Origin of the sequence: uncultured Bacteroides sp. (assembly GCF_910586915.1) — a bacterium.
GTDB lineage: Bacteria > Bacteroidota > Bacteroidia > Bacteroidales > Bacteroidaceae > Bacteroides.
The window spans coordinates 112,890-138,530 of record NZ_CAJULN010000003.1; the positions used below are offsets into that span (position 1 = coordinate 112,890).

Genomic DNA, 25,641 nt, shown 5'->3' on the forward strand with positions numbered 1-25,641 from the left:
TTACAATAACATCGATCCGTTACTTCGTAGGTAACGGCAACACCTTTGTAATGCCACTTACCGACTTCCGGCAAGGCTTTCTAAACGAGAAAATCATTCCATACAGGCAATAGTAGTTTCCTCTCTGCCATCCCCAAATAGCAGAGAGAAAAAACTCTTTTTCTCTAATCGAACCCATATACATCCCATTAAAGAATCCTCGTCAGCAACTTGTTTTATTTCTCTTTTTTAGTAGTTTATAAAAAAAATATCTATTAAGATTTGTATCTTTTCTAAAATATCATCATCTTTGCAACACTATTTAGTGCCGTTACCTACGAAGTAACGGTCTCATTCTCAATAATAATCCAAAGCTAACGAGTTTTTCACAAAATCTACCACCTGACGGTTGGCTTCATCAATTTTCTTATTGTGAAAAGGTTTAAGATAGGTTTCCGTCACTGTGATGGATGAATGTCCCATTGCTTCCGATATAATACCCGGATGAATCTCACAATGATAGGCCATTGTTGCCCAAGTATGACGCGCGGTATAAGAGCTTAGCCCCTCATCAGTACGCAATATTTCGCCCAGCGACATCAACTGCCGGTTAAAACGGCGAAGTGCCGACTGATACTCCCGATAGGCAGTCTCCGTACCTTCATCACTTTTCAATAAGGAGAATAAATAAGGAGAAGACTGGCCTCTGTTTCTATATTTTTCGACAAGCGCTTTCGCTTCGGGAGTCAAGGTGACTGATAAAGCACGCCCCGTCTTACGTCTGCGATAGGTAATCACATCGCCACACAAGTCACTCTTCCGCAAATAGGCTAAATCAACAAACGGTAATCCGCGAAGTAGAAACATCAACAACAGCCACTCACGCGTCTGATACATGGCAGGAGTGACTTTGGACACAAACTTGAATATTTTCCTCACATCTTTCATCTCTAACGACCGCTTGCAATCGGTGCGTGTACCTGTATAAACAGAACGAAACAGATTCGGAACATAAGGCGCCATACCCTTGTCTACCGCCCGGTTATAAACCGCACGAAACGTACGCAAATAGGTAGAGACCGTATTCCAACTACAACCGCGAGCACGAAGATGTATCTCAAAACCTTTTAGCCACTGTGGTGACACCTCCCGAAAAACAAAATCCACCTCTCCATGATAAGCAATAATAGCATTCAGACTGCTACGATAAACGTGCGCAGTACCGTAACTTCCCCCTGTATATAGCTCCCTGGCTACCTGTCTCATAAAAGCAATGACTTTCAACATTTGATGTTAGTTATTAAAATTGATATAATTAAACGACAGAGATTCTACTCCCGACAGCAACGTCTACACGCTGTATTCGCACTTAGGCGTAGATATTGCTGAGTCCGAAATCAGAAACTAGACCTCGGACTGGATTATATAGGCAAACAATTCTAATAAAATTTACCCTATAGAGAATTATTTTTCAAATACTCATAACCGAAACGGCAGTACAAACATTTCCGTTTATCGCAGTACTCTTTTTGCAACTGTATCAATGCCTGACTATCCGCCGCACTGACAACCGGAAGCCCAGCATCACTCCACGAACGAATAATATGATTGCTCTCCGCCTTCAATTCTTCCAAAAAGCGTCCAGCACGTTCACACATTCGTTCATCTGCCTTATGCAAGCCGTATGTATAAAGAAAAGGAACCACTGTATTAATGATAATCAAATCCTTGGAACGCTCTCCCAGCGTTTTCTCCTTTTGCGAAGAAAGTCGCCCGAACAAATAATGATTCTCCCAATAGGAAGACGTACGTGTATCCAGCAAAGCTCTCACATCCGCCAGCGTTTCCGCTTCCAGCAAACGTGAAAACAACTTATCCCCTTTCTGATAGAGATAAGCCAACTGTGCCAGACGAATATGCGGAAAGTTGTCCGGACGAAGCCGTAGAAAACGCCATAACGTAGCGTCCATCCCCTGCCCGATTTCAAACTTCCGCTGCAGATAACGGAACTCCTTACAAAGACGGAGACTATACTCGTCTTCCTGTTCCCTTTTCAGAAACGTCTCTTCCAACAATCCCGCCAAACCATAGAAAAAAGCCTCTATCTGAAACAAATCATTCCGGTGCTTGTCCATCGCCCGAAACGGCAGTAATCCCGCCCACGTTTCAAAAGCATCTCCATTCAAGCCAAAACCGAAATTACGGGCAAGGGTGATAAAGAAAGCATCTTCCCAATTACGGTTACAAAGGGCGAGACGCTGTGTGATTAATTGCGCTTTCTGCTCCAAACGTTCCGTTTGCAAAGCGGTCAGCCAGGAATGAATGGTAAGTTTGGGAAGAGAGGCAAGGACGGGATAGCAAGCCGGATATTGGTCCGCCACACAAAGTTCGCGATAATGCAACCGCACATTTTCCGGACAAGTCAGTAACAATTGCGGAATCTGTTCACCGTTGGAACAAGTTATTTCCGTATCTGCTTCGCTCACCACATGAAGAACTACAGAGTCGTATGCTTTGTCAGAATGATGCCCGTGGGCGTACCAGTCGGAAGCACGGGTATGTATTTCGACGTTTCCCACCCATAAGGTATCGTCTATTTTCAGTTTCGCATTGAAAAAGTCGGGGCCAGAGTCGGTATTGTGCAGACCCGGGTCAATGACTTCTACCGGTAGGCCTGCAGTGGTTTGCAGTGCTTTGAGCGGAAATAATTTGTGCTTCCATACGTAGTGGAGAAGGTGTTCCATGTTAACAAGACGTTAATGTGAGCTACAAATGTAATAAAAATACTATCTTTGCGGTTATTATTTTGAATATTAAGTCCAGAAAACAATGAAAATAGCACTTATCGGTTACGGAAAGATGGGCAAGGAAATAGAGAAGGTTGCCCTTAGTCGCGGACATGAAATCGTCTGCATCATTGATATCAACAATCAGGACGACTTTGAGTCGGAAGCGTTCAAATCGGCCGATGTAGCCATTGAGTTTACCAATCCGATGGTGGCTTACAACAATTATATAAAGACGTTCAACGCCGGTGTGAAACTGGTATCGGGTAGCACCGGATGGATGGACGAGCATGGCGAAGAGATTAAGAGACTCTGCACGGAAGGCGGGAAGACGCTCTTCTGGTCATCCAATTTCAGCCTGGGAGTTGCCATCTTCTCCGCACTGAACAAGTATCTGGCGAAAATCATGAACCAATTCCCCGGTTACGACGTCGCAATGAACGAGACACACCATATCCATAAGTTGGACGCTCCGAGCGGAACGGCCATCACACTGGCAGAAGATATCCTCCAGCACTTAGACCGCAAGGAGAAATGGGTGAAAGGAACGTTTGCCGCACCGGACGGCACTGTCAACGGCACGAACGAGTGTGCCGCCAACGAACTTCCCATCGGCTCCGTCCGCGAAGGGGAAGTATGCGGACTTCACTCCATACGCTACGAGTCCGAAGTGGACAGCATCACCATCACCCACGATGCCAAAAACCGTGGCGGATTCGTATTGGGAGCCGTATTGGCTGCCGAATACACCGTTCAGCACAAAGGCTTCTTAGGTATGGGCGATTTATTCCCGTTCCTGAACGACTAACAATCAGCACACTTAGTTTCCAAACAAATAAATCATTATGAGACAAGCCACACGCGCACAATGGCTCAAATGTGCCATTGTTATCCTACTTTACCTCGTTTTCCTGCTTTGGGTACGGAGTTGGTGGGGATTAATCGTTGTTCCTTTTATTTTCGATATCTACATCACCAAGAAAATCCCCTGGTCTTTCTGGAAGAATTCCAAGAATGCGATGGTGCGCAGCGTCATGAGTTGGGTGGACGCCATCGTTTTCGCATTGGTTGCCGTTTACTTCGTCAATATCTATATCTTTCAGAACTATCAGATTCCCTCCTCTTCTTTGGAGAAGTCCCTGTTGGTGGGCGACTTCCTGTATGTGAGCAAGATGAGTTACGGACCCCGTGTGCCCAACACTCCCCTTTCCATGCCGTTGGCACAGCACACATTGCCGATAGTCGGCAGCAAGTCGTATATCGAGTGGCCGCAATGGAAATACAAACGGGTACCGGGATTCGGCAAGGTGAAACTGAATGATATCGTTGTGTTCAACTTCCCGGCAGGCGATACGGTGGCGGTCAATTTCCAGCAGTCGACAGACTTCTATACATTGGCTTACAACGAAGGACAGCGCATCTACCCCAAACAAGTGGAGATGGACAGCCTCAACCGCGCACAGCAACGTGCCATATACGATTTATACTACGCTGCCGGACGGAAACAGATTCTAAACAACCCACGCACCTACGGAGAGGTTCTCTGGCGTCCGGTAGACCGTCGCGAGAACTACGTAAAACGCTGCGTAGGCCTGCCCGGCGATACGCTCCGGATTGTAGACGGACAGGTGATGATTGACGGCAAGGCCATCGAGAACCCCGAAAACCTGCAATTCAACTATTTCGTACAGACTACAGGACCGTACATCCCCGAAGATATGCTCCGCGAACTGGGTATCAGCAAGGACGACACCATGCTGATGGAGGACGCCGGCTGGGAAGGCGGACTGCTGGAAATGGGGCTCGACAGCCGGAACGCGCAAGGCAGACTGAACCCTGTATATCACCTGCCTCTCACCAAAAAGATGTACGATACGCTCGCGGGCAATAAGAAACTTATCAGCAAAATCATCATGGAACCGGAGGATTATGCCGGACAAATGTATCCGTTGAACCTTTATACGAAATGGGACCGCAACAACTACGGCCCAGTCTGGATTCCCGCCAAAGGAGCTACCGTCACACTGACCGAAGACAATCTTCCCATCTATGAGCGTTGTATCGTGGCTTACGAAAGCAACAAACTGGAAATGAAGCCGGACGGTATTTATATCAATGGCGAAAAGACCGACCGGTACACCTTCAGGATGGACTACTACTGGATGATGGGCGACAACCGACACAACTCTGCCGACTCCCGTTACTGGGGCTTTGTTCCCGAAGACCACGTGGTGGGCAAACCGCTTGTCGTCTGGTTGTCGCTCGACAAAGACCGTGGATGGTTCGACGGCAAGATTCGTTGGAATCGACTGTTCAAATGGGTAGGATGATTTCTTCAGTTATCGCTTATAACTTATGAGATTCAGATGGATATGGGCATTCGTGGGGGCAGCAGCCGTTGTGCTTTTGCTTCGTGGCTTCGCTTTTACGTCTTGCCTCATACCTTCTACCGGCATGGAGAACTCCATTTTCCAGGGTGAACGTATCCTGGTCAACAAATGGAGTTACGGGCTGCGCGTTCCTCTGATGTCGATATTCTCCTACCACCGTTGGGGCGAACGTCCCGTACGGCAGCAGGACATTGTCGTGTTCAACAATCCTGCCGGCATCGGGCAGCCGGTCATCGACCGGCGCGAAGTCTACATCAGCCGTTGCATCGGTGTTCCGGGCGATACCTTGCTGGTAGACTCTCTATTCTCCGCCAGCTCTCCCCAAACGAAATTCAATCCGGACAAAAAGAGGCTTTATGCGTATCCCGCTTCCAAAGAGTCGCAGATTACCTTACTGATGGACACACTCTCCATCATCGACGACGGACTGATGGGAAGCAACGACAGTACCCACGTGCGCAGTTTCAGCCGCTACGAATATTACCTGTTGGCACAAGCCACATACGGACAGGAGTGGCTCCGGCCTTTATCGCCGAAAACGGACAGGGAACTGAAACCGCTGATAGTGCCCGGCAAGAAGAAATACATCCGCGTGCATCCCTGGAACATCACCTTGCTCCGCAACACGCTCGTCATGCACGAGGGCAAGCAGGCGGAAATAAAAAACGACACGTTGTATGTGGACGGAAAGCCTACCCTGCATTGTTATTTCACCAAAGATTACTATTGGATGGGGGCAAACAACACCATCAACTTGTCCGACTCACGCCTGTTCGGCTTCGTCCCGCAAGACCATATCATCGGGAAAGCGTCTGTCATCTGGTTCTCTAAGGAGAAAGAGACAGGCTTGTTCGACGGATACCGGTGGGAACGTTTCTTCCGTACGGTAAAATAAAAGAGTTCCAAACGTAGCATAAACGTAGCATATGAATGAAATGAAAACAGCTTATCTATCTTCCGCCTACCTCGCTCCCGTGGAGTACTACACCAAGCTATCTACTTACGACAAGATATTTGTAGAGCAACACGACCACTACATCAAACAGACGTACCGCAACCGTTGCACGATTGCCGGCCCCGGCGGCGAGTTGGCGCTATCCATCCCGACTGTAAAGCCTGATACGTCGAAATGTGCGATGAAGGATATCCGCATCTCCGACCACGGGAACTGGAGGCATCTGCACTGGAACGCGATTGAGTCTGCCTACAACAGTACTCCTTTCTTTGAATACTACAAAGACGATTTTCGCCCTTTCTACGAGAAGAAGTATGAGTTTTTAATCGATTTCAACGAGGAACTCTGCCGGTTGGTGTGCGCACTGATAGATATTCAGCCCGACATGGAGCGTACCTCCGAATATAAGATGGAATTCACCCCCGCAGAAGTTGACTTCCGCGAGGTGATTCATCCCAAGAAGGATTTCCGAACAACGGATACGGAGTTTATTCCGCAGCCCTATTATCAGGTTTTCGAGTCTAAACTGGGCTTTCTTCCCAATTTGAGCATCATAGATTTGCTGTTCAATATGGGGCCGGAAAGCGTGCTGGTATTAAAATAAGCTGAGTTTGATTCGTTATTTGAGCTCTAACTGCAAAATCTCCTCCACACTCGGATTCTGACTGATAATAATCCCCTGCGGGTCGATAACGAACAGAGTCGGCACACTCGTCACCTTATAAGCGAGGGCAATCTCATTCGTACGGAACGGCTTCAAGTCGCAGGTATTCGCCCAGACAATCCCGTCTTCACGAGTAGCTTTCTCCCATTGTTCGCGCTTCTCGTCCAGACTGATGCTGCATACCACAATCCCTTTCTGCCGTAGCCGGGGATATACTTCTTTCAGCTCCTTCATCTTCGCACGGCAAGGACGACACCAGGAAGCCCAAAAGTCAAGCAGCAGGTATTTCCCTTTGAAATCACTCAGCCTCACCGTGTTGCCATCCATGTCCTTCGTGACGAAATCGGGAGCTTTCTTATTCTGAATCCATTTGTCTACCGCTTCCCGGTATTTTTTCCTGAAAGACCTCCACGAATAGGAATAAGCATATTTCACCGTATCCACCAATTCGTAGACCTCCCTCAAGGTAGTATAGTCATTTGTCAGCAGTTCGCCTGCCGTCAACATAGCCACAAAACTCTCCGGATGCTCTTTTATAAAGGAAAGTTTGGCTTCCTGGCTCTTGTCCCAGTTGATGCTCATCTGTTTTTGCAATTGTTCCGCCTCCGCATCCTTTCTTTGTTCTTTGAGTTTCGAATAGCGGTTGGCAAGCATTTCCGTCTGTTTCTCGATGGGGGTGGTCACGGACAGAAGCTCATTCATCAACAACTGCTCCTTGCCGCCCGACGCCGTAACAGTAAACTTACGACCTTCCTCTATATCCACCCGATAACGACCGCCGGGCTCTACACAGACATACGCATCAAAACCGAACGGACGTGCCATCAACCGGTACTGGTCGGCGTGAGCGATGTTTCCCTTGAAAGAAAACGAAGTGCCGTCCACCTGTAAAGAATCCAGCTTGGTAAAGCGCTCTTTCACACAGGTGAGAAAAACTTTTCCTTTGTAGGGCTTGGAAAGGTTGACGGAAATCTCGAAAGGTTTGCTATCAATATGCTCACTAACCTTGCGGCGCAGTTCTTCACCGCGCAACTGCCGCGCAAGGATTTTCCCGTCAGGCCCAATCAAGACAATAAAAGGAATTCCACTGTAATTGTAGAGTCTGCCTGTTGTCATGGACGGGTCCCACAACTGCAAATATTCCAGTTGCTCCTCCCCAACAGCTTTCCGCCATTTGCTCTCGTCCTTGTCGATGGAGACGCCGAGCACCTGCAACCCTTTATCCTTATAGTCTGCCCATATCTTCTTCACATTCGGAAGTTCCTTCCGGCAAGGGCCGCACCAGGACGCCCAGAAGTCAATCAGCACATACTGTCCCCGCAAGGAGGAGAGCTTCACAGGATTCCCCTGAGCATCTTTCAGTTCAAAGTCGGGGGCGAAGGAACCGACTTCACTTCCTTTCATCAAGCGTAGTCTCTCCTGCAACTCCTTTGCATAATAATTGCGTTGTACGAAATCCGCATCAAACTGCTGCAAAATAGCTTCAATGGCGGGCGCCGTCTCCATCGGGACGGAAGAGTAAACTATCAGAAACAGGGCATCGCTCTCTTTATTGGACGATATCCTGTCCAGAAACGCTTGAGACTGCTTTCCGTACAATGTCTGCAAAGAATCCGACAAGGTTTTCAATTTAGCTAAGTTCTCTTCGGTTTGCGCAACGGCGTTGTATGTATGGAAGGCTTCATTGTAAAGCGCTCCGACCTCCGACACCTTATCCTGATAAGGATTGTTACGGTACAAAGCATCGTATTCATCCATAGCCGCCGAATGCTTCACCGCAACCCGCTTCAGATTCTTGTCTTTGATTTCCGCCTTTACTTCCAAAGCGTCATTGTCGATGAAGAAATAAAAGTAAGGTACATTCATGGCAGGCCCCAGTTTCCCCAGCGAAGGAACATAGAGATAGTAGACGCGGCCGTCTCCCTGCACGACATCCGCCCGCATCGAGAACTTATCCCCTTTTCCCTTTACACGCGTCACCTCGCTCCGGTCGGCGTCCAACAAGACTACTTCGGCTCCGTTCAGCCCTTCAATCTCTCCGGAAAGTTTCACCGGAGTTGTCTGGGCACACAAGGCCCAGACAGACAAATACATCAATGCAACTGCTATGAATCTTTTCATTGTTTACGGTCGTTAGGAATGATATTTGAATTTAACGAAAGCACCTGCGGCGGGATAGGAAACAGATAAAGTTTCGAATCAGGTTCCAATTTATAATCCACCCCGTTGAGCGTGCGAATCAAGGTCTGGGTATAGCGTCCGTCCTTCGCCAGACGTTTCATGTCCAGCCAGCGCAGCCCGCTCAAAGCCAGTTCCCGACGGCGTTCTGCCAGGACGATAGCGAGCAAATCGTCTCCGTCGGCTTCTGTAAGCGGTACATAATCTTCGGTTTGGAAACGCGTCATACGCAACTCATTCAGTATATCCAATGCTTTCGCATCGTTCTTACGAGCCAGCGCCTCCGCTTCAATGAGCATCATCTCAGGAACCGTAAAACTATAATCCAATTCCTGGAGATAACGGTAGCGCCCGTCTTCCCAGATGTCTCCGCCACGCGTACGATTGGTAAACCAGAATTTAAAACGTAAATCCGACGCAGCGTACATGGCCTGCAAATCGTCGCTGATGCAATAGCTTGTAATCATGCTGCTGAATCCTGTCGACTGATACCATATTCTCTCCGGCGACTCGCGGGGATTGAGGGGTTTGTTGTTTATTCCCGCAAACGGTTTTTCCTCATTTTTGAAGCTCCACGTGCGCATATCATTCAGTGCGCTGTTCTCGGCCAACGCCAGTTTCGCCTGTTCGGCTGCCTTGTCATATTCGCACATATAAAAGTAAATGCGCGCCTTCAGGGCATATACTGCCGCTTTATTGGGCCGGTAGTCGTTGGCGGCATTCTCCGGCAAGAGGGTTTCGGCATTCTGCAAATCGGCCCAAATGGCACTTGTCACCTCCTCCACCGTAGCACGGCTATGCTTGGCTTCGAGGTCGGCAATCAAGACCAAAGGCACACTCAAATCCGTGGCTGCCGTACTTGCCTGGTAGGCGGGAGCGTACAGGCTTTGCAGATACCAGTTGTAGTAAGCCCGCCAGCATTTCGCTTCTGCGAGGATGGCTTCCTTCTCTTCCAGTGTTCCCTCCGTGGCTCCCATTATGTTTTCGACCACTACATTCATTTTGTACATCTGCTCATAAGGAGCGTTCCAGGCGGGGTCTTTTTCATTTTCCTTATAAAAATCCTCCATCCAATAATAGGCCCTTCCGTTGGAAGTGTTTCCATCCAGGTTGTTGTTAAAAACATCGTCCGAGCAGACATTGGCAGTGGGATAGGCTACGCTGGAAGCTGTCACGTCGATAATCATGCTCTTGAAGTCGTCCGTAGTGGTAGGAATCACCTTCCCTTTGGGCACGGTATCCATAAATTTATCGCATGAAGCGAAAGAGGCCGTCAGAGCGGCAACAGCGATTATAAGTTGTATCTTCTTCATATTCATATTACAAGTTCTGTTTTTCGTTAAAAATCGACTTTAAGACCGGCTGTAAAGGAGAATGGCATACTGAACGACATTTTCCCGTTTCGGGGGTCTACCGCTTCGGGGTCGAACCCTTCCTTGTTTTTACTCCATAACCATACGTTGTTGAACTGCGCCGTCAACGACAAGCGGCGAAGCGGAGTCTGTTTCAGCCAGCTCTGCGGAAAATCATAATTCAGCAGAATCTCGCGCAGGCGAATCATGTTTCCGTTGCGGATGCTGTTGGAAGAGTACATCACGGCGTAAGAACGGTAATTGGTGTTCGCCCAATTGGCTTCCATTGTGGGCAGGCAGGCGATGTCGGTCTTATGCTCGTCGCCTGGTTCCCGCCATCGGTCGGCTATTTTGTCGGTAAGCGAAGGAGAAGTGGCATAGGCATCCATACTCGGATATTCGGCACGGAATATATGACCGAAGTTGTAAGTGAACAGAAAACTGGCCTGGAGGTTCTTGTAGCGGAGTGCGGTAGAGAGACTTCCGTTGAACTTCGGCTGGTAAGTGCCGCTATACTCCAGGTCGTCGGCATCGAGGGTAGCGACGTCGTATGTCTTATTGCCGTCCTTATCATATACCATCGGCTCCCCGTTTTCGTCGAGTCCCGCCCAACGGTAGCTCCACAGAGCTTCGCGCGCGTATCCTTCGACAAACTCCGTCATACCGGTGACGCGGTTCAGATAAGGGGTGCTTTCGTTGATTTTGTTGTTGGTAATCTTGTTGGAGTTACGGGCAAAAATCCAGTTGACGTTCCAGGTGAAGTTGCGCTGCCTGATGACATCTGCGCCCAACTGAAGCTCAATTCCTTTATTGGTCATGTCGGCAGCATTGATGCGTGCGCTGGCATAACCTACCGTCGGGTCAAGCATGGTGCTTCCCAACAAATCGGAAGAGGCATTGTGATAGTAAGTGAACGTTGCGTTGATGCGGTCGAACAATCCCAAATCGACCGACAGGTTGGTAGAATGGTTGCGCTCCCAACGCAGTTTGGGGTTGGGCGGCGTAGACAAACGCACCACATAGTCTTTGATAGCCGGCAGATAGGTTTTCTTGCCCACCATTACAGGCGTCGTGCTTCCCGAACGGTCAAAGTTGCCAGTCATACCCAAAGAGGCACGCAGCATCAAAGCGGATATAAAGTCGGCATGAAAGAATTTCTCATTCTTCACATTCCAGTTGGCTCCCACCGACCAGATAGGATTCCGGCGGTATTTATCGCTCGCACCAAAGAGGTTGGACTCATCAATACGCATACTGCCGCTTATCGTGTATCGGTTGTCGTAAGTGTATATGGCAGAGAGGAACATTGAGACCTCCCGGTTCAGCACATCGCCGAAACCGTCGTAGCTGGTCGCGTAATACCTGTTTGTATCTCCGTTCCACCAGTTAACCCCATTTTGCAGGGCAACAGCGTCGATGGGCTGCCAGGAAAGCACCTGGTCGTCGTATCCGAGTTTGCGGTATTTCTCCGTATAATAATGTCTGCTACGCATTTCAAAGCCGCCCACGGCATTGACGTAGTGTTGTTTGTCGGCCCCAAAGCTACGGTTGAGCGTGGCCCCCAACTTTACAATCCAGGCATCCGTGACCGATTGCTGATGGTCGAGTATGTCGGCATTGGGGATGTTGTAATCCAATGCACCGGTGCTGTTGGGCACTGCCATCGAATTAATCAGCGTACGCCCCTCATAGCTGTTTTTGGAAATAACCTTTTTGTTCGTACCGGACGATTTCTCGTACTGATAATCGGCCGAAAGGCTTAATCCGTCGATGATTTTGAAATCCGCCCCGACGCGCACCTTGTAGTTTACGCCATTTGTCTTGTTGTTCGCCAGGTCGACTTCATCGAGCAGATTCTTGCCCTGGTCGTAATAGCCGTAATCGGAAACCATCGTTTTGGAAAACCCGTGGTTGAAGCCACTGTAGTCGGCTATGCGGTTCTTGTCTCCGTCGAGCAACATCTGGAAAGGATAGAGATTGTAAATATCACTCGACAAAGAGGAATATCCATAGTCTCTCTTCGTAAAGTTGGCTATGATGTCAGACCGCAAGGTAAGGAAAGGCAATAGTTTGTAGGAGGTGCGCGAGTTGATATTGACCGCCTGGTTGCTGTCGCCCACATAGGATGAATGGCCTCCTATGAAACTACCTGAAAGGAAGTAGTTCACCTTCTCCGTACCGCCGGAGATGGAGAGCATATGGTGCTGCTCCAAAGCACTGCGCAGCAGGTTGTCTTCTATCTGCTTACGGTTGTAATTGGCTGCCAGCGCAGACAGGCGTCCGTCCAACGCCGCCAGTTGCTCCGCCGTCAAATCGTTCATGTCGTCCAGCGTATAGTCGTTGATAATCTCCTGAGAAAGAGAATAGCCGTTTGTGCTGTAATCGAAATAGCCGGGGAAATAATAGCCGCCTAAAAATGCAGCCCGGTCGAAGTCAATCAACTGTTCCGAATTGACACGGTGCAAATCATCGAAATCGGGCCTTGAACTTACCTTCACATTGCCCGAATAAGAAATACGGAAATCATTGGCACGCCCTTTCTTGGTGGTAATCACCACTACGCCATTGGCGGCACGCGAACCCCAGACGGCTGCCGCAGCCGCATCTTTCAGCACGGTGATGCTCTCTACCATATCCATGTTTTCAGGGAGTTCTTCCACCTCGAAGTCGTCAACGATAAAAAGCGGCTTGTTGCCCGCTTCCAAAGAACCTCCGCCACGGATGCGATACTCATTGTTATACACCGTCAGTCCGGGAACGGCTCCTTCGAGCACGCCTTGCAGGGAGTTGCTGCTGCGCAAATCGATGCTTTTGCTGTCGATGGTATTGACGGCGCCGGTCATATTGAACTTCTTCACCACCTGGTAGCCGGTCACCACCACGTCGTCCAGCGAAACGCTGCTGTTTGAAAGCGCAATATCCATTCTCGAACCGGAGCCGGGCATTTTCTGCCTGGTCTCATACCCGATATAGGAGAAAACAAGCACGTCGTTGTCGCCTGCCTTTATCGAATAGTTTCCGTCCATGTCCGTAATGGCGACCATATCTTTGTCTTTCACCCGTATGTTGCATCCTATCAAGGGCTGTCCATCATTCGCATCGGTCACCCTGCCCGTGACCGTATGCTGCTTGTCGTCTTTCCGAGTTGCATCGGTCTGACGGCGAATCTGTATCATCTTGCCGTTGATTTCATACGTCAGCGGTTGCCCCTTCAATATCTCATTCAGGAGTTCGGCCACCGTGCGGTTCTGAAACCTGACAACGACTCTCTTTGTCAGGTCTACATCCTGCACGTTGAACCAGATTGAGTATCCCATACGAACTTTGACCTGCTCCAAAGCCTCTTTGACACTCAGAGTTTCTGTTTTCCCGGCCGTTTCCGAAGCAGTCTGTGCGGAAACGGTGCTCATCTCCGCCGGGAAAAGCATGAAAAACAGTAGCAATATCCCATACACATACCTGCACGGGAAATAAATGTTATTTAGACAAAAATAGCTGCTTCTTAATACCTTGTTTACTTTATATTCCATATTTTTGTAGTCTTCTTAATGTATTAATATCCGTTTTACATTCTGAATCCGAACCGGCAGTGTTGGCGCATTGCCGGTTCATCCGTTTTTGCTGATTACTCCCTGTTTCATTTCTCCATAGGCTGTCTCATTTATTCTTGTTGATTATGATTTGGTTCTCTTTCACTTCATAATTTATCTCTCCCGAAGAGGTTATCACATCCAAGATTTGGAACAGGTTCTCTTCGTTGCGGAAATCCCCGTAATAGATGTCGGACGCTATTTCCTCGCAGCCCAAGCGAATGGTCACGTTGTACGCCCTGCTCAAATCTTTCACAATCTGCGCCAACGGCTCCTCGTCGAAGAAGAGCGTGTTGCGGAAAGTACGGTTGGGAGTATGCATTTGCGGCAGCAGCGCATCGGCCTGGGGCTTGGCCGTTGCCAGTGTTTCCTTCTGAGGGGCTGCCCACAACGCGTAATTCCCGGCCTTCACCCGGCGGACTTCAATGTCGGAACTCCCCTTGCGGATAACCGCCTGCTCATCGGGCACGAGAATCGTTTCCCGGCGGTGTGCATCGCCATCGGTCGCGACACTTAGGCTGCCGCTCAACAAAGTGACCCGTTTCCGCTCGTCGGCCGCATAAGCCTTCATGTTGAACCGTGTGCCCAGCACCCGTATGTGCGTCTCGCCGGCATATACCTCAAACGCCATCCGCTTGTTTTTGGTAACGTCGAAAAAGCCCTCTCCATCGAGGTAGACAGTGCGGTTTGCTTTTCCGAAGTCGTCGGTATAGCTCAACCGGGAGCCGGAGTTCAACCATACGGACGTTCCGTCGGGCAGCACGATTTGCGATTTGGAACCCGCAGGAACCGTGACTTGCATCCCCCCCACAGGCGTCCCTCCCGTATCAAAGAGCTGGCGCACTCCTACCCCGACCAACAGCGCAACGGCAGCCACCGCAGCGTATCTCACCACAGGCAGTCGGAAGCGGCTTGGCTTCCGTTGCCGTATCCGCCTTTTCAGACGTGTCCAGGAGCGCATACGGTCTTGCTCAAACAGGAGCCTGCCTGATGCAACGGATTGTGCTTTAAGCAATACGCAATAGTCGCGATACAGTTTCCTGTTGTCTTCGGAGGCGTTGTACCAGTTGAGGAGTTCCTCAGCTTCCTGCGTTGTCAGATTGTCACTTAATTGCCGGACAATCATTTCTTCGAGATTATCAATGGGCATAAATCATATCTTTTTATCTAATGACGATAAAAGACTCAACACAGGGTAGTCGGAAAACGAACTTTTTTATAAATTATTTTGAGAAAAGTGAAAGACAGGCGCTTACGACGAGCAGGAGATACGGCTCCAGCTCTTTGCGCAGAATAGACAAAGCGTTCTTTATGTGGTATTTGACCGTATTTACGGAGATGTACAGTTCTTCGGCTATTTCGGCATAACTTTTATTCTCATAGCGGCTAAGACAGAATACCTTCCGGCATTCTTCGGGAAGCAAGGCTATTTTTTCGCTTATCATCGCCTGCAATTCCTCCATCACATATCGCTCGAAAATATCTTCTTCGTGCACGAAACAACGGGACGCAGCGGCTTCCAAACCGAGGAACTGCTCATCTTTCCGCGTACGGAGATAATCGATGCTATGGTTCCGGACTGCCTTCAGCAGATAGGCTTTCAGCGAGATGACGGGCAAAACTTCGCCGCGCTTCTCCCACAGCGTGAAGAATACATCCTCTGCCACTGCCTCACTAATCTGTACGTCTTGCACATATTGATAGGCAACAGCACACAAAAAGCTATAATATTCATTGAAAATGATATTGAAAGCCTTTTCGTTTCCATTTTTCAGTTCTTCCTGCCATTTCTGCATCATCTTGCAAAGAAAGTGATTTTTTTCGTATCAGTTGATGCGAATTGCCATTCTTTTCTTTATCATTTGTCAGAAATCACATATCCTTTAATGAAAACCCGCGATATTCAATCCGGTAACCGGGGTGCTGTTGGGCTATCGTTGCCGCTTTGTTCTCCAGAACGTGCAGATTGATGCGTGCTTCATTCCTTTTCACCTCACCTATCAGCATCCGTTTCTCAAAATCATTCACTGCTACAATATCAATCTCATTCTCACCTTTTCTATCCCAATATCCCTGTACATCGGAGTACTCCTTCGATTCAGCCAAAGAGACGCGGAAATATTTTTCCAATACGTTTCCACTGAATGTTTCATAATCCCGCTCCACAATTTCACGTACGTAATCCAAATTGCCTATTTCTACGGCACTCCGATATTTATAGACAAACCTGAACCAGAACTGAAGAAAATTGTCTTCTATCCTGTATTTGTTATTCCGGCTTCCCTCCTTCGACATAAAAGGACGAACGCGCCTAATCAGGTTATACTCATGTTCCAGTTTATCGAGATAGCCGCCTACGGGCATATTCAATGTACTTTCGATATCTCCCCTGGAAGTTTTGGACGAAGCTATCAATGACAGAACAGAAAAATAATTAGTATAATCACGCCCGAATTCTTCAATTAATACGTCTCTTCCTTCTTCCAGAAAATAGGAACCTTCGGAGAAAACCGTCTTTAATATCTTGTCCTTCGTAAAGGCCTTACGCACAACCAGTTGTTCTATGTACTTCGCCACTCCACCCGTTACCATATAAAAGGTCAGCAAATCTTCCGATACATATCGAGGATGATAGTCATGCAATATCTCCTTCAAAGTAGACATATCAAAAGGTTTCAAATGAATGCGGGAGGTGACCCGTCCGTAAAGCGGTTCTTTGGCATTCTCAAATATCTGTTTCATCATGGAATAAATGGAGCCGCAAAGCACCAGGTTGATTTTGCTCTCTTCTTTCGTGGAGTCCCAAATGTTCTGCATATCGCTGAATACGGACGGATTCAGGTTTTTGAATTCTTGAAATTCGTCGATAATGAGCGTGAAGTTCAACCGTTTGGAAAGTTGCATGACGGCTTTGAATAATTGGGAAAAACTGGCAAACCGCCCCAAAGTCTCATGCAGTTTCATTTCAACCTCATCAACAAACTCTTCGCAAAGCAACACTTCGTTTTTCCGCCCGACAAAGAAATACAGCACGGGGGTTTTATCAAACGCATTTTTCAGAAGCGTGGTCTTTCCGATACGGCGCCGGCCTACCATCATGGTCATCTGTGCATACTCAGCAGAGAGTTCTTCAATCTCCTGCAACAGTGCTATCTCCCGTTTTCTATCGTAAAATTTCATAAGTTTTATATCAATTAATGCAACAGCGGTTACTGTAACCGCGGTTGCGTTACTGCAAATAACGCAATTATCCTGCTCAATTCCAAGCAAAAGGACTGTTTTCTGAGCATGATTTAGTAAAGTTTCAAAGAAAAGCATACCGCTGCTTAAGGAATCTTATCGGGCACGGCTCCCGCCAGGACTTTCTCCACAGCCTGCCGGAAGCCGGTTTTCCTTCTACTCTTTTTGCGGAACACTATAGTGGAACGAACGGAACAGTATAGTTGTCCTTGCGTTCCACTATAGTGTTCCGCAAAGACCACCGTAGTGGAACGAAATAAACAGTACTGACGAATCGTCTCCCGACAGGCAGCCGAGAGAAAAGAAATACGTACGGGAGGGATTCCGATGCGGAAAGGGGCGTTACTTGTATATGAGCGTAGAGAGATACGCTTCGGCAAACATCTCATTGGCCACTTCGAGCAGTTGTTCTGCCGTCAGCGCCTCTATGCGCTTGAATACCAGTTCGGACGATTCGTACTTGTGATAGTGCAGGTAGCTCTTTGCCATTCCCAGCGCATTGTTCTCGAAATTGTCCGAGGCCACTCCTATCTGCCCGATAAGCTGCTTCTTGGCGGCGGCAAGCTGGGAGGAGGTCATCTTGGTGTCGCGCATCCGCTTCAATTCTTTATAGGTGAGCCGCAGGCAAGTGTCGAGGTCGTCGACATCCGTACCGAAATAGATGCAGAAGGCTCCCGTGTCGGTGTAAGAAGTCAGGTTGGATTCGACATTGTAGACCAGCCCGCTGCGCTCGCGAAGCGCCACATTGAGCCGGCTGTTCATGCCGGGGCCGCCGAGGATGTTGTTCAGCAGGTAGAGCGCCGTACGCTTGTCGTCATAGGCGTTATAGCCACGGCTGCCAATCATGACGTGTGCCTGATGCGTATCTTTGGCCACCGTGAGATGTTCGGGGAGGTAAAGGGGCGGGGCGGCACGGCGGTTATTGACTGCCGCCGCAGGAACATCTGACAGGTATTTCCCAGCCAGGCGGACGATTTTCCTGAAGTCGTATTGCCCCTGGACGAAGAACACCATATTCCCCGGCCGATAGAAGCGGCGGGTAAACGAAAGGACATCTTCGGTGCGGAAACTCCGCAACAACTCCGGCTTGCCCAGGATATTCCTTCCCAACGGATGGTTGCGGAATATCATGTCCTCGAAATCGTCGAATATAAGCTCCGAGGGGGTGTCTTCGTACGACTGGATTTCGTCGATGATGACCTCCGTCTCTTTCTCAATCTCGTGCTGCGGAAAGGTAGAGTGAAATACAATGTCGCCCAACAATTCGAGAGCCCGCTCCAGGTGTTCGGTCAGGAAAGCGGAATAGACCACCGTCTCCTCCTTGTTGGTGTAAGCATTGAGGTCGCCGCCCACATTCTCCATACGATTGAGGATGTGCCAGGCTCGCCGCTTCTGCGTCCCTTTGAAAATGAGGTGCTCCACAAAATGGGCCATCCCCTGCTCGTGCTCCGCCTCGTCGCGCGTTCCGGCGTCGACGGCAAAACCGCAATAAGCTACTTTGGAGAGAACCGGTTGATGGATAATACGCAAACCATTGGGGAGTGTATATTCGTTAGATTGCATTGTTTTCTACTTCCTTATTGAATTCGGCAACAAAAATACAACAAAACTTATTGCCGTTTATAGAAAATTGCAGATATTTGTGGACTATAACATACGAAAGAGCAAAGAAAAAACAAACTGATTATATGATAGACTCCATCAAACAACTCTTGCAACAGGAAGCAGAGGCCGTACTCAACATCCCGGTAACAGACGCTTACGAGAAAGCCGTAAAACTGATTGTGGAACAAATACATCGGAAAAAGGGCAAACTGGTAACTTCCGGCATGGGAAAAGCCGGACAGATAGCCATGAACATCGCTACCACCTTCTGCTCCACCGGCATCCCGTCTGTCTTCCTGCATCCCAGCGAAGCGCAACACGGCGACCTGGGCATCTTGCAGAAAAATGATTTGCTACTGCTCATCTCCAACTCGGGCAAAACGCGCGAAATCGTGGAACTGACACGCCTTGCACACAACCTCGACCCGGACTTGAAGTTTATCGTTATCACAGGCAACCCCGACAGCCCGCTGGCACAGGAGGCAGACGTGTGCCTTGCCACGGGCAAACCGGCCGAAGTATGCGTCTTGGGCATGACACCGACCACCTCAACCACCGCCATGACCGTCATCGGCGATATCTTAGTGGTGCAAACCATGAAGGAAACGCAATTCACCATCGAAGAGTATTCAAAACGCCATCACGGCGGTTATCTGGGCGAAAAATCAAGGTCATTATGCGAAAAGTAATCGGAATCGGAGAAACCATCCTCGACATCATCTTTCGGGGTGAACAGCCATCGGCAGCCGTGCCCGGCGGTTCGGTGTTCAACGGCATTGTCTCTTTGGGACGGATGGGCGTAAACGTCGGTTTCATCAGCGAAACCGGCAACGACCGCGTAGGAGACATCATCCTGCAATTCATGCGGGAGAACAACATACCGACCGACCACGTGAATGTATTCCCTGACGGGAAATCGCCCGTCTCGCTGGCATTCCTCAACGAACAAAGCGACGCCGAATACATCTTCTACAAGGATTATCCCAAACAACGCCTCGACGTCGTGTTCCCCCGTCTGGAAGAGGACGACATCGTGATGATAGGCTCCTACTACGCCCTGAATCCGGTACTGCGCGAGAAGATTCTCGAACTGCTCGACCAGGCACGCCAGAAGAGGGCCATCGTCTACTACGACCCCAACTTCCGTTCTTCGCACAAGAACGAAGCGATAAAACTGGCGCCTACCATCATCGAAAATCTGGAGTATGCCGACATCGTGCGCGGTTCGGCGGAAGATTTCCTCTATATGTACGGCGTGCAGGACGCGGACAAGATATACAAAGACAAAATCAAGTTCTACTGTCCCCGGTTCATCTGCACCGCAGGGGGCGAGAAAGTATCGCTACGCACCAAACAGGTCAGCAAAGACTATCCGGTGGAACCGGTGGAAGCCGTCAGCACCGTCGGAGCCGGCGACAACTTCAACGCAGGACTGATATACGGCCTGTTGAAGTACGACGTCCGCTACCGCGACCTGGACAGCCTCAACGAAGAGGTATGGGACAAAATCATCCGGTGCGGAAAAGACTTCGCCGCCGAGGTGTGCCGCAGTTTCAGCAATTCGGTTTCGGCGGAGTTTGCCGAGAGATACAAATAAGAAAAGAAAGCTATGTACAAGAACCTGTTAAACTGGCTCACCGCCTTGTTGGTGCTCCCCTCCTGTTCGAGCACCCCGCCTACCATATCGGTGGTGTGCGAAGAAAACAACATAGGCAACAGCGTGATTAAATGGGAGACGGCTCCTCTTATGAAAGGACAGGTAAAGGTATATGCATCCACTTCGCCCGAGGTGATTCCCGAGGACTCTCCCGTAGCGATGAGCGAAATATCCGCCGGCAAGATGACCATCGTCACCAACGACCCGTCGCGGCGTTATTATTATCGGATGGTGTTCGACAACAGATACCGGATTAAAGTAGCCACGCGCAACGTCAACATTCCTGGTATTCAGAATTTCCGCGACTTAGGCGGATACAGGTCTGCCGACACGGATAAATCCGTCGGCTGGGGAATGATTTACCGCTCAGGGCAGATAGACAGCATCCCCCCCTGCTCGCGCCAAGAACTGAAGAACATAGGCATACGCACCATCATAGACCTCCGCTCCGAAGAAGAACGCCACAACTACCCGCAGCTACGCGATGACGCGTTCAACATCGTGCACATTCCCATCCCTACGGGCAACATGGACAAAACCCTGCAAGGAATACGGGAAGAGAAGATAAAGAGCGATACCATTTACCGCCTGGTGGAACAGATGAACCGCGAAGTGGTGGCAAACTACCGAAAAGAGTTCAAAGCATTGTTCACCGTCCTGCTCAACCGCGACGCTTATCCGGCTGTGATTCACTGCACATCGGGCAAAGGACGCACCGGAATCGTTTCCGCCCTGCTACTCACGGCGTTAGGCGTCAATGAAGACATCATCATGTCCGACTACCGGCTGAGCAACGACTATTTCAACATTCCCAAAGCCTCCAAATATGCTTACGAGCTACCGGCAAACTCGCAAGAAGCCATCACCACCATCTACTCCGCCAAAGAGGATTTTCTCAATGCGGCAAGGCAACAGATTGAGTCTGAGTACGGAAACGTACAAGCCTACCTGAAGGAAGGAATCGGACTCTCGGCCGAAGAAATAGAGCAGTTGCGCAGCATCCTGTTAGAATAAATTGCCAATCGTAACCCGTTATTCGTAATTATTCTCTATCTTTGCATCCGAAATAAAAGATATACAGAGATTTAATGAAGACATTTGAAGAGCTTGGCGTTTCTCCTGAGATACGTAGAGCAATTGAAGAAATGGGATACGAGAATCCCATGCCGGTACAAGAGGAAGTGATTCCGTACCTTTTAGGAGAAAATAATGATGTAGTAGCTCTTGCACAGACGGGAACGGGTAAAACAGCCGCATTCGGCCTGCCCCTGCTCCAACAGATTGACGTAAAGAACAGAATTCCACAATCGCTTATCCTCTGCCCTACCCGCGAGCTTTGCCTCCAGATAGCGGGAGATTTGAACGACTATTCCAAATACATTGACGGACTGAAAGTGCTGCCCGTGTATGGCGGCTCTTCCATCGACAGCCAGATACGCAGCCTGAAACGGGGCGTGCACATCATCGTCGCCACTCCCGGACGCCTGCTCGACCTGATGGAACGCAAGACCGTCTCCCTCTCCACCATCCGCAACGTCGTGATGGACGAAGCGGACGAGATGCTTAACATGGGCTTTACGGACAGCATCAACGCTATTCTGGCCGACGTGCCGCAGGAGCGCAACACGTTGCTTTTCTCGGCTACCATGAGCCCGGAGATTTCACGCATCTCCAAGAAATACCTGCACAATGCCAAAGAAATCACCATCGGACGCAAAAACGAGGGTACAAGCAACGTCAAACACGTAGTCTACACGGTACACGCCAAAGACAAATACGAAGCCTTGAAGCGCATCGTCGACTATTACCCGCAAATATACGGTATCATCTTCTGCCGCACACGCAAAGAGACGCAGGAGATTGCCGACAAACTGATGCAGGAGGGCTACAACGCCGACTCGCTGCACGGCGAACTGTCGCAACAGCAACGCGACGCGGTGATGCAGAAATTCCGTATCCGCAACCTGCAACTGCTGGTAGCCACCGACGTGGCCGCACGCGGGCTGGATGTGGACGATTTGACTCACGTCATCAACTACGGTCTGCCGGACGACACGGAAAGCTATACACACCGTAGCGGACGTACGGGACGTGCCGGAAAAACGGGTACTTCCATCGCCATCATCAACCTGCGCGAAAAAGGCAAACTGCGGGAAATAGAACGAATCATCGGCAAGAAATTCATTTCCGGAGAGATGCCGACTGCAACGGGTATCTGCCAAAAGCAGTTGATTAAGGTTATTGACGACCTCGAGAAAGTGAAAGTAAACGAAGAAGAAATCGCGGACTTCATGCCCGAAATCTATCGCAAACTGGAGTGGTTGAGCAAAGAGGACCTGATAAAACGGGTGGTTTCGCACGAGTTTAACCGTTTTGCCGAGTACTACCGCAACCGGCCGGAAATAGAGCAACCGACCGTTGAAAGTCGTGGCGAACGCTCCGGAAAAGGCAACCGCAAAGAGAACGGCTCCGAAAAGAGAGCCCGCAAAGCCGCTCCGGGTTTCAACCGCCTGTTTATCAATTTAGGTAAGACAGACAACTTCTTCCCTACCGACCTTATCGGCTTGCTGAACAGCAATACACGCGGACGCATCGAATTGGGACGCATCGACATCATGCAGAACTTCTCTTTCTTTGAAGTTCCCGAAAAAGAGACGGGCAATGTCATCAAAGCCCTCAACCGCAACAAGTGGAACAGCCGCAAAGTGGTAGTGGAAGTCTCCGAAGAGGAGGGTGCAAAAGGACGCGACAACGGTTCGGGCGAACGCAAAGGCAACAAACAATCCGGAAAATCGGGCAAGAAGGAAAAGCCAAGCCGAGCCGAACGGGGATATACCGATGCACGCGGACCGAAAAAGAAAGATGACTGGCAGGCGTTCTTCAAGGGCAATGAACCCGACTTCAGCGAAGAAGGATGGGCTCGTAGAAAGAAGAAGAAAAAATAAATTCACCACAGAGGACATAGAGTCTCACAGAGTTTTTCTTTAAAAGTAACGTGGGTCGATAAGCAGGATTATTCTGCATATCGACCCACGCCGCTATTGAAAAAACTCTGTGAGACTCTGTGTCCTCTGTGGTACCCCTCCCTGCCCGATTAGCGTGCTATCTTCAGTTCCTCAATCAGTCTCCCCGCCTTTCCATACTTCTCCATGATAAAGAGCATATATCTCACATCCACTCCGATACAGCGTTGCAAGTCGGGTTCAAAAACAATATCGCTGCTCATGGCTTCCCAGTTGCCGTCAAAAGCCAGGCCGAGCAATTCTCCTTTGTTGTTGAACATGGCACTACCGGAGTTTCCGCCCGTAATATCATTGTTGGAGATAAAGCAAACACTCATATCGCCTTGTTCGTTGGCATATCTGCCGAAGTCGCCGGAAGAGAACAAGTCCAACAGTTCCGGTTGAACGGCAAAGTCGATATCCCCCGTATGCTCTTTCACCTTTTCAAAGATACCTTTCACGGTCGTGTAATAGTCGTAGACAGCCCCGTCGAAAGGCGAATAACCGCCCACCGTGCCAAAACTCAGACGCATGGTGGAATTGGCGTCGGGATAGAAATTGCGGTCGGCATACATACGGCGCATCGCTGCATTGAACAGCCGTTCTCCCTGTTCTATCTGCTCGGAGGCTTCGGAAATACTCTGGCTCATCTCGTAATATTTCACAATCAGGTCGAGACTTAAGGATACGGCAGGGTCTTCAAAGAAGTTATACGTCGTATCCCGCTCCAGGAAACGTTTCAAACCCTTCGGAGAAGTAATCTGAGACGTGGCGTACAACGAATCGACATACGCCTGTATGTTTCCGTCGTAAAGCGTATCTATCTCCTGATACATGGCAGGAAGATACACATCGTCCACTTTCGCCCGGAATTCCTTCAGCATGGCGGCAAACACCTCCTTATCAATGGCCGTATCCAAGTCATTGTATTTCTCCAACAGCTTCTTCAGGCGGCTTACCATTTGCTTCTCTTCCGCTTCAAAGTCAAAATTCAGTATCTCAAGTGCAAGCTGAACCAGCTCGGGACCATTGATAAACGCTTCGCCGAAATAGGCTAAGGCACGGTTGGCTTCGCGGCGGTTACCATAACTCAGTTCCAAAGTAGAGAACAGCCGGAGCAGGTTTTCGCGTTCGTCGGGGTGCGATTGAATCCATTCGCGGAGCGTAGCCTCGGCAGCCCGCTTCTTTTCCAACACTTTCAGGTGCCTGATGGCTTTGTTTGTACCAATGCTGTTCTTCCAGTAATTAGAACTTTCATCGTATTTGGAAGCATATTTGATACGGATGTCCGGACGACGGTCCATCTCCCGCTTCCAAACAGCCTGTTTCACCCCACGCACATCAATCATAGCCTGGTTGAGTCCATTCATCATCTCTTCGATGCCATAGGAGGAAAGATAACGCTCCGTGCTTCCCGGATAGCCGAGCGTCATGCAGAACGAGCCTTCCTTATAGCCCTCCAACGAGACAGGAGCCACATATTGGGGACGATACGGAACGTTTTCAGGAGCATAATCGGCCGGACGGTTCTTCTTGTCGGCATAGATGCGGAAAACACTGAAATCGCCGGTATGGCGCGGCCACATCCAGTTGTCCGTATCCCATCCGAACTTCCCGACAGAGGAAGGAGGGGCAAATACGAGGCGGACATCGGTATAATCGCGGTAGACGGAAAGCCAGAACTCGTTTCCCGCATAGTAAGCATCGACTACTCCGGTCAACGTGGAGTCCTTTTCCGAAATCTCCATACCGATTGCAGTCATGATTGAATCGACAGCCATGCGGCGTTCGGATTCCGTCTTGGCCTCCCGGGCGGCAGACAATACCCGCCTGGTCACATTCTCCGTGCGAACGAGGAAGCGGACGTACAGCTCCGGATTGGGTAGTTCCTCCTCGAAGCTATGTGCCACGAAACCATCTTTCAGATAATCGTGCTCTACCGAGGAGTGCTGCTGGATGCTGCTGAATCCGCAATGATGGTTGGTAAACACCAGGCCGTCTTCGGAAACAACCACGCCCGAACAAAAGCCGCCGAAACTCACCACTGCATCGGCAAGAGCGGGCCTTTGGGGGTTATATATCTTCTTTAACGGCATCTGCAAGCCGAGTTGTTTCATTACCTGTTCTGCCTGTTTGTTCTTGTTGAGATTTCCCAACAACCACATTCCCTCATCGGCAAAAGCCTTCGGGAGACAAATAAAAAGAAGTACAATGACGGTCAGTTTGTGTTTCATGCTATTATT

The 25,641-nt window shown here is 49.4% G+C and carries 18 protein-coding genes; 8 read left to right on the forward strand and 10 right to left on the reverse strand.

The features are described 5' to 3' along the window. Positions 1 to 336: 336 nt before the first annotated feature. Together QZ331_RS02240 and QZ331_RS02245 are read right to left on the reverse strand one after the other, a co-directional pair. On the reverse strand, positions 337 to 1,266 hold the full coding sequence (locus tag QZ331_RS02240) for a site-specific integrase (protein WP_294627666.1): 930 nt from the start codon (positions 1,264 to 1,266) through the stop codon (positions 337 to 339). A 167-nt stretch (positions 1,267 to 1,433) separates the two neighbouring features. After that, the gene (locus QZ331_RS02245; protein ID WP_294627668.1) at positions 1,434 to 2,723 is read right to left on the reverse strand and encodes a DUF2851 family protein; all 1,290 of its coding nucleotides are present in this window, start codon (positions 2,721 to 2,723) and stop codon (positions 1,434 to 1,436) included. A gap of 85 nt (positions 2,724 to 2,808) precedes the next feature. Here QZ331_RS02245 and dapB point away from each other — a divergent pair, with 85 nt between their 5' ends. Genes dapB through QZ331_RS02265 form a run of 4 tightly spaced genes read left to right on the forward strand, consistent with a single transcriptional unit; the run spans position 2,809 to position 6,714 of the window. Continuing rightward, complete coding sequence (gene dapB, locus QZ331_RS02250) at positions 2,809 to 3,573, forward strand: 4-hydroxy-tetrahydrodipicolinate reductase (protein ID WP_294627670.1); 765 nt, start codon at positions 2,809 to 2,811, stop codon at positions 3,571 to 3,573. Positions 3,574 to 3,610: 37 nt separating this feature from the next. Beyond that, on the forward strand, positions 3,611 to 5,095 hold the full coding sequence (locus QZ331_RS02255) for a S26 family signal peptidase (protein ID WP_294627672.1): 1,485 nt from the start codon (positions 3,611 to 3,613) through the stop codon (positions 5,093 to 5,095). Between the two features lie 25 nt (positions 5,096 to 5,120). Next, the gene (gene lepB, locus QZ331_RS02260; RefSeq protein ID WP_294627673.1) at positions 5,121 to 6,050 is read left to right on the forward strand and encodes a signal peptidase I; all 930 of its coding nucleotides are present in this window, start codon (positions 5,121 to 5,123) and stop codon (positions 6,048 to 6,050) included. A gap of 31 nt (positions 6,051 to 6,081) precedes the next feature. Next, complete coding sequence (locus tag QZ331_RS02265) at positions 6,082 to 6,714, forward strand: WbqC family protein (protein ID WP_294627675.1); 633 nt, start codon at positions 6,082 to 6,084, stop codon at positions 6,712 to 6,714. Between the two features lie 15 nt (positions 6,715 to 6,729). On the opposite strand, the gene QZ331_RS02270 is transcribed toward QZ331_RS02265, so the two are convergent. From QZ331_RS02270 to QZ331_RS02300, 7 genes are all read right to left on the reverse strand, one after another. Then, on the reverse strand, positions 6,730 to 8,895 hold the full coding sequence (locus tag QZ331_RS02270) for a redoxin domain-containing protein (protein WP_294627677.1): 2,166 nt from the start codon (positions 8,893 to 8,895) through the stop codon (positions 6,730 to 6,732). Beyond that, the gene (locus QZ331_RS02275; protein WP_294627679.1) at positions 8,892 to 10,271 is read right to left on the reverse strand and encodes a RagB/SusD family nutrient uptake outer membrane protein; all 1,380 of its coding nucleotides are present in this window, start codon (positions 10,269 to 10,271) and stop codon (positions 8,892 to 8,894) included. Before QZ331_RS02275 ends, QZ331_RS02270 begins: the two co-directional genes overlap by 4 nt. 20 nt (positions 10,272 to 10,291) lie before the next feature. Then, positions 10,292 to 13,834, reverse strand: a complete 3,543-nt coding sequence (locus QZ331_RS02280) for a SusC/RagA family TonB-linked outer membrane protein (RefSeq protein ID WP_294627681.1) — start codon at positions 13,832 to 13,834, stop codon at positions 10,292 to 10,294. 127 nt (positions 13,835 to 13,961) lie between these two features. Then, positions 13,962 to 15,044: a FecR family protein gene (locus tag QZ331_RS02285; protein ID WP_294627684.1), complete on the reverse strand. Its 1,083-nt coding sequence runs from the start codon at positions 15,042 to 15,044 to the stop codon at positions 13,962 to 13,964. Between the two features lie 73 nt (positions 15,045 to 15,117). Continuing rightward, positions 15,118 to 15,693: an RNA polymerase sigma-70 factor gene (locus QZ331_RS02290; protein WP_294627686.1), complete on the reverse strand. Its 576-nt coding sequence runs from the start codon at positions 15,691 to 15,693 to the stop codon at positions 15,118 to 15,120. 73 nt (positions 15,694 to 15,766) lie between these two features. Then, positions 15,767 to 17,074, reverse strand: a complete 1,308-nt coding sequence (locus tag QZ331_RS02295) for an ATP-binding protein (protein ID WP_294627687.1) — start codon at positions 17,072 to 17,074, stop codon at positions 15,767 to 15,769. A 402-nt stretch (positions 17,075 to 17,476) separates the two neighbouring features. Next, entirely contained in the window at positions 17,477 to 18,697 is a 1,221-nt protein-coding gene (locus QZ331_RS02300; protein ID WP_294627689.1) for a pitrilysin family protein, read from the reverse strand. A 125-nt stretch (positions 18,698 to 18,822) separates the two neighbouring features. Here QZ331_RS02300 and QZ331_RS02305 point away from each other — a divergent pair, with 125 nt between their 5' ends. From QZ331_RS02305 to QZ331_RS02320, 4 genes are all read left to right on the forward strand, one after another. After that, complete coding sequence (locus QZ331_RS02305) at positions 18,823 to 19,428, forward strand: SIS domain-containing protein (RefSeq protein WP_294627691.1); 606 nt, start codon at positions 18,823 to 18,825, stop codon at positions 19,426 to 19,428. Beyond that, positions 19,416 to 20,336 (forward strand): carbohydrate kinase, encoded by a 921-nt coding sequence (locus QZ331_RS02310; protein ID WP_294627693.1) that lies wholly within the window; start codon positions 19,416 to 19,418, stop codon positions 20,334 to 20,336. The genes QZ331_RS02305 and QZ331_RS02310 overlap by 13 nt, the downstream gene beginning before the upstream one ends. Positions 20,337 to 20,348: 12 nt before the next feature. After that, positions 20,349 to 21,410 carry a tyrosine-protein phosphatase gene (locus tag QZ331_RS02315; protein WP_294627695.1) on the forward strand — a complete coding sequence of 354 codons (1,062 nt, stop codon included), beginning with the start codon at positions 20,349 to 20,351 and terminating at the stop codon, positions 21,408 to 21,410. 74 nt (positions 21,411 to 21,484) lie between these two features. Then, positions 21,485 to 23,341, forward strand: coding sequence for a DEAD/DEAH box helicase (locus QZ331_RS02320; RefSeq protein WP_294627697.1), 1,857 nt, complete (start codon positions 21,485 to 21,487; stop codon positions 23,339 to 23,341). A gap of 149 nt (positions 23,342 to 23,490) precedes the next feature. Here the strand turns inward: QZ331_RS02320 and QZ331_RS02325 are convergent, their stop codons facing one another. Further along, positions 23,491 to 25,632 (reverse strand): S46 family peptidase, encoded by a 2,142-nt coding sequence (locus QZ331_RS02325; protein ID WP_294627699.1) that lies wholly within the window; start codon positions 25,630 to 25,632, stop codon positions 23,491 to 23,493. Positions 25,633 to 25,641 lie beyond the last annotated feature (9 nt).

Excerpts from the sequence above, each read along its gene's own strand:
- QZ331_RS02240 (WP_294627666.1), bottom strand. The coding sequence starts at position 1,266 with ATGTTGAAAGTCATTGCTTTTATGAGACAGGTAGCCAGGGAGCTATAT.
- QZ331_RS02270 (WP_294627677.1), bottom strand. The coding sequence starts at position 8,895 with ATGAAAAGATTCATAGCAGTTGCATTGATGTATTTGTCTGTCTGGGCC.
- QZ331_RS02285 (WP_294627684.1), bottom strand. The coding sequence starts at position 15,044 with ATGCCCATTGATAATCTCGAAGAAATGATTGTCCGGCAATTAAGTGAC.
- QZ331_RS02320 (WP_294627697.1), top strand. The coding sequence starts at position 21,485 with ATGAAGACATTTGAAGAGCTTGGCGTTTCTCCTGAGATACGTAGAGCA.
- QZ331_RS02255 (WP_294627672.1), top strand. The coding sequence starts at position 3,611 with ATGAGACAAGCCACACGCGCACAATGGCTCAAATGTGCCATTGTTATC.
- QZ331_RS02315 (WP_294627695.1), top strand. The coding sequence starts at position 20,349 with ATGTACAAGAACCTGTTAAACTGGCTCACCGCCTTGTTGGTGCTCCCC.
- QZ331_RS02280 (WP_294627681.1), bottom strand. The coding sequence starts at position 13,834 with ATGGAATATAAAGTAAACAAGGTATTAAGAAGCAGCTATTTTTGTCTA.
- QZ331_RS02310 (WP_294627693.1), top strand. The coding sequence starts at position 19,416 with ATGCGAAAAGTAATCGGAATCGGAGAAACCATCCTCGACATCATCTTT.
- QZ331_RS02305 (WP_294627691.1), top strand. The coding sequence starts at position 18,823 with ATGATAGACTCCATCAAACAACTCTTGCAACAGGAAGCAGAGGCCGTA.
- QZ331_RS02245 (WP_294627668.1), bottom strand. The coding sequence starts at position 2,723 with ATGGAACACCTTCTCCACTACGTATGGAAGCACAAATTATTTCCGCTC.
- QZ331_RS02265 (WP_294627675.1), top strand. The coding sequence starts at position 6,082 with ATGAATGAAATGAAAACAGCTTATCTATCTTCCGCCTACCTCGCTCCC.
- QZ331_RS02300 (WP_294627689.1), bottom strand. The coding sequence starts at position 18,697 with ATGCAATCTAACGAATATACACTCCCCAATGGTTTGCGTATTATCCAT.
- QZ331_RS02295 (WP_294627687.1), bottom strand. The coding sequence starts at position 17,074 with ATGAAATTTTACGATAGAAAACGGGAGATAGCACTGTTGCAGGAGATT.
- QZ331_RS02290 (WP_294627686.1), bottom strand. The coding sequence starts at position 15,693 with ATGATGCAGAAATGGCAGGAAGAACTGAAAAATGGAAACGAAAAGGCT.
- QZ331_RS02275 (WP_294627679.1), bottom strand. The coding sequence starts at position 10,271 with ATGAATATGAAGAAGATACAACTTATAATCGCTGTTGCCGCTCTGACG.
- QZ331_RS02325 (WP_294627699.1), bottom strand. The coding sequence starts at position 25,632 with ATGAAACACAAACTGACCGTCATTGTACTTCTTTTTATTTGTCTCCCG.
- lepB (WP_294627673.1), top strand. The coding sequence starts at position 5,121 with ATGAGATTCAGATGGATATGGGCATTCGTGGGGGCAGCAGCCGTTGTG.
- dapB (WP_294627670.1), top strand. The coding sequence starts at position 2,809 with ATGAAAATAGCACTTATCGGTTACGGAAAGATGGGCAAGGAAATAGAG.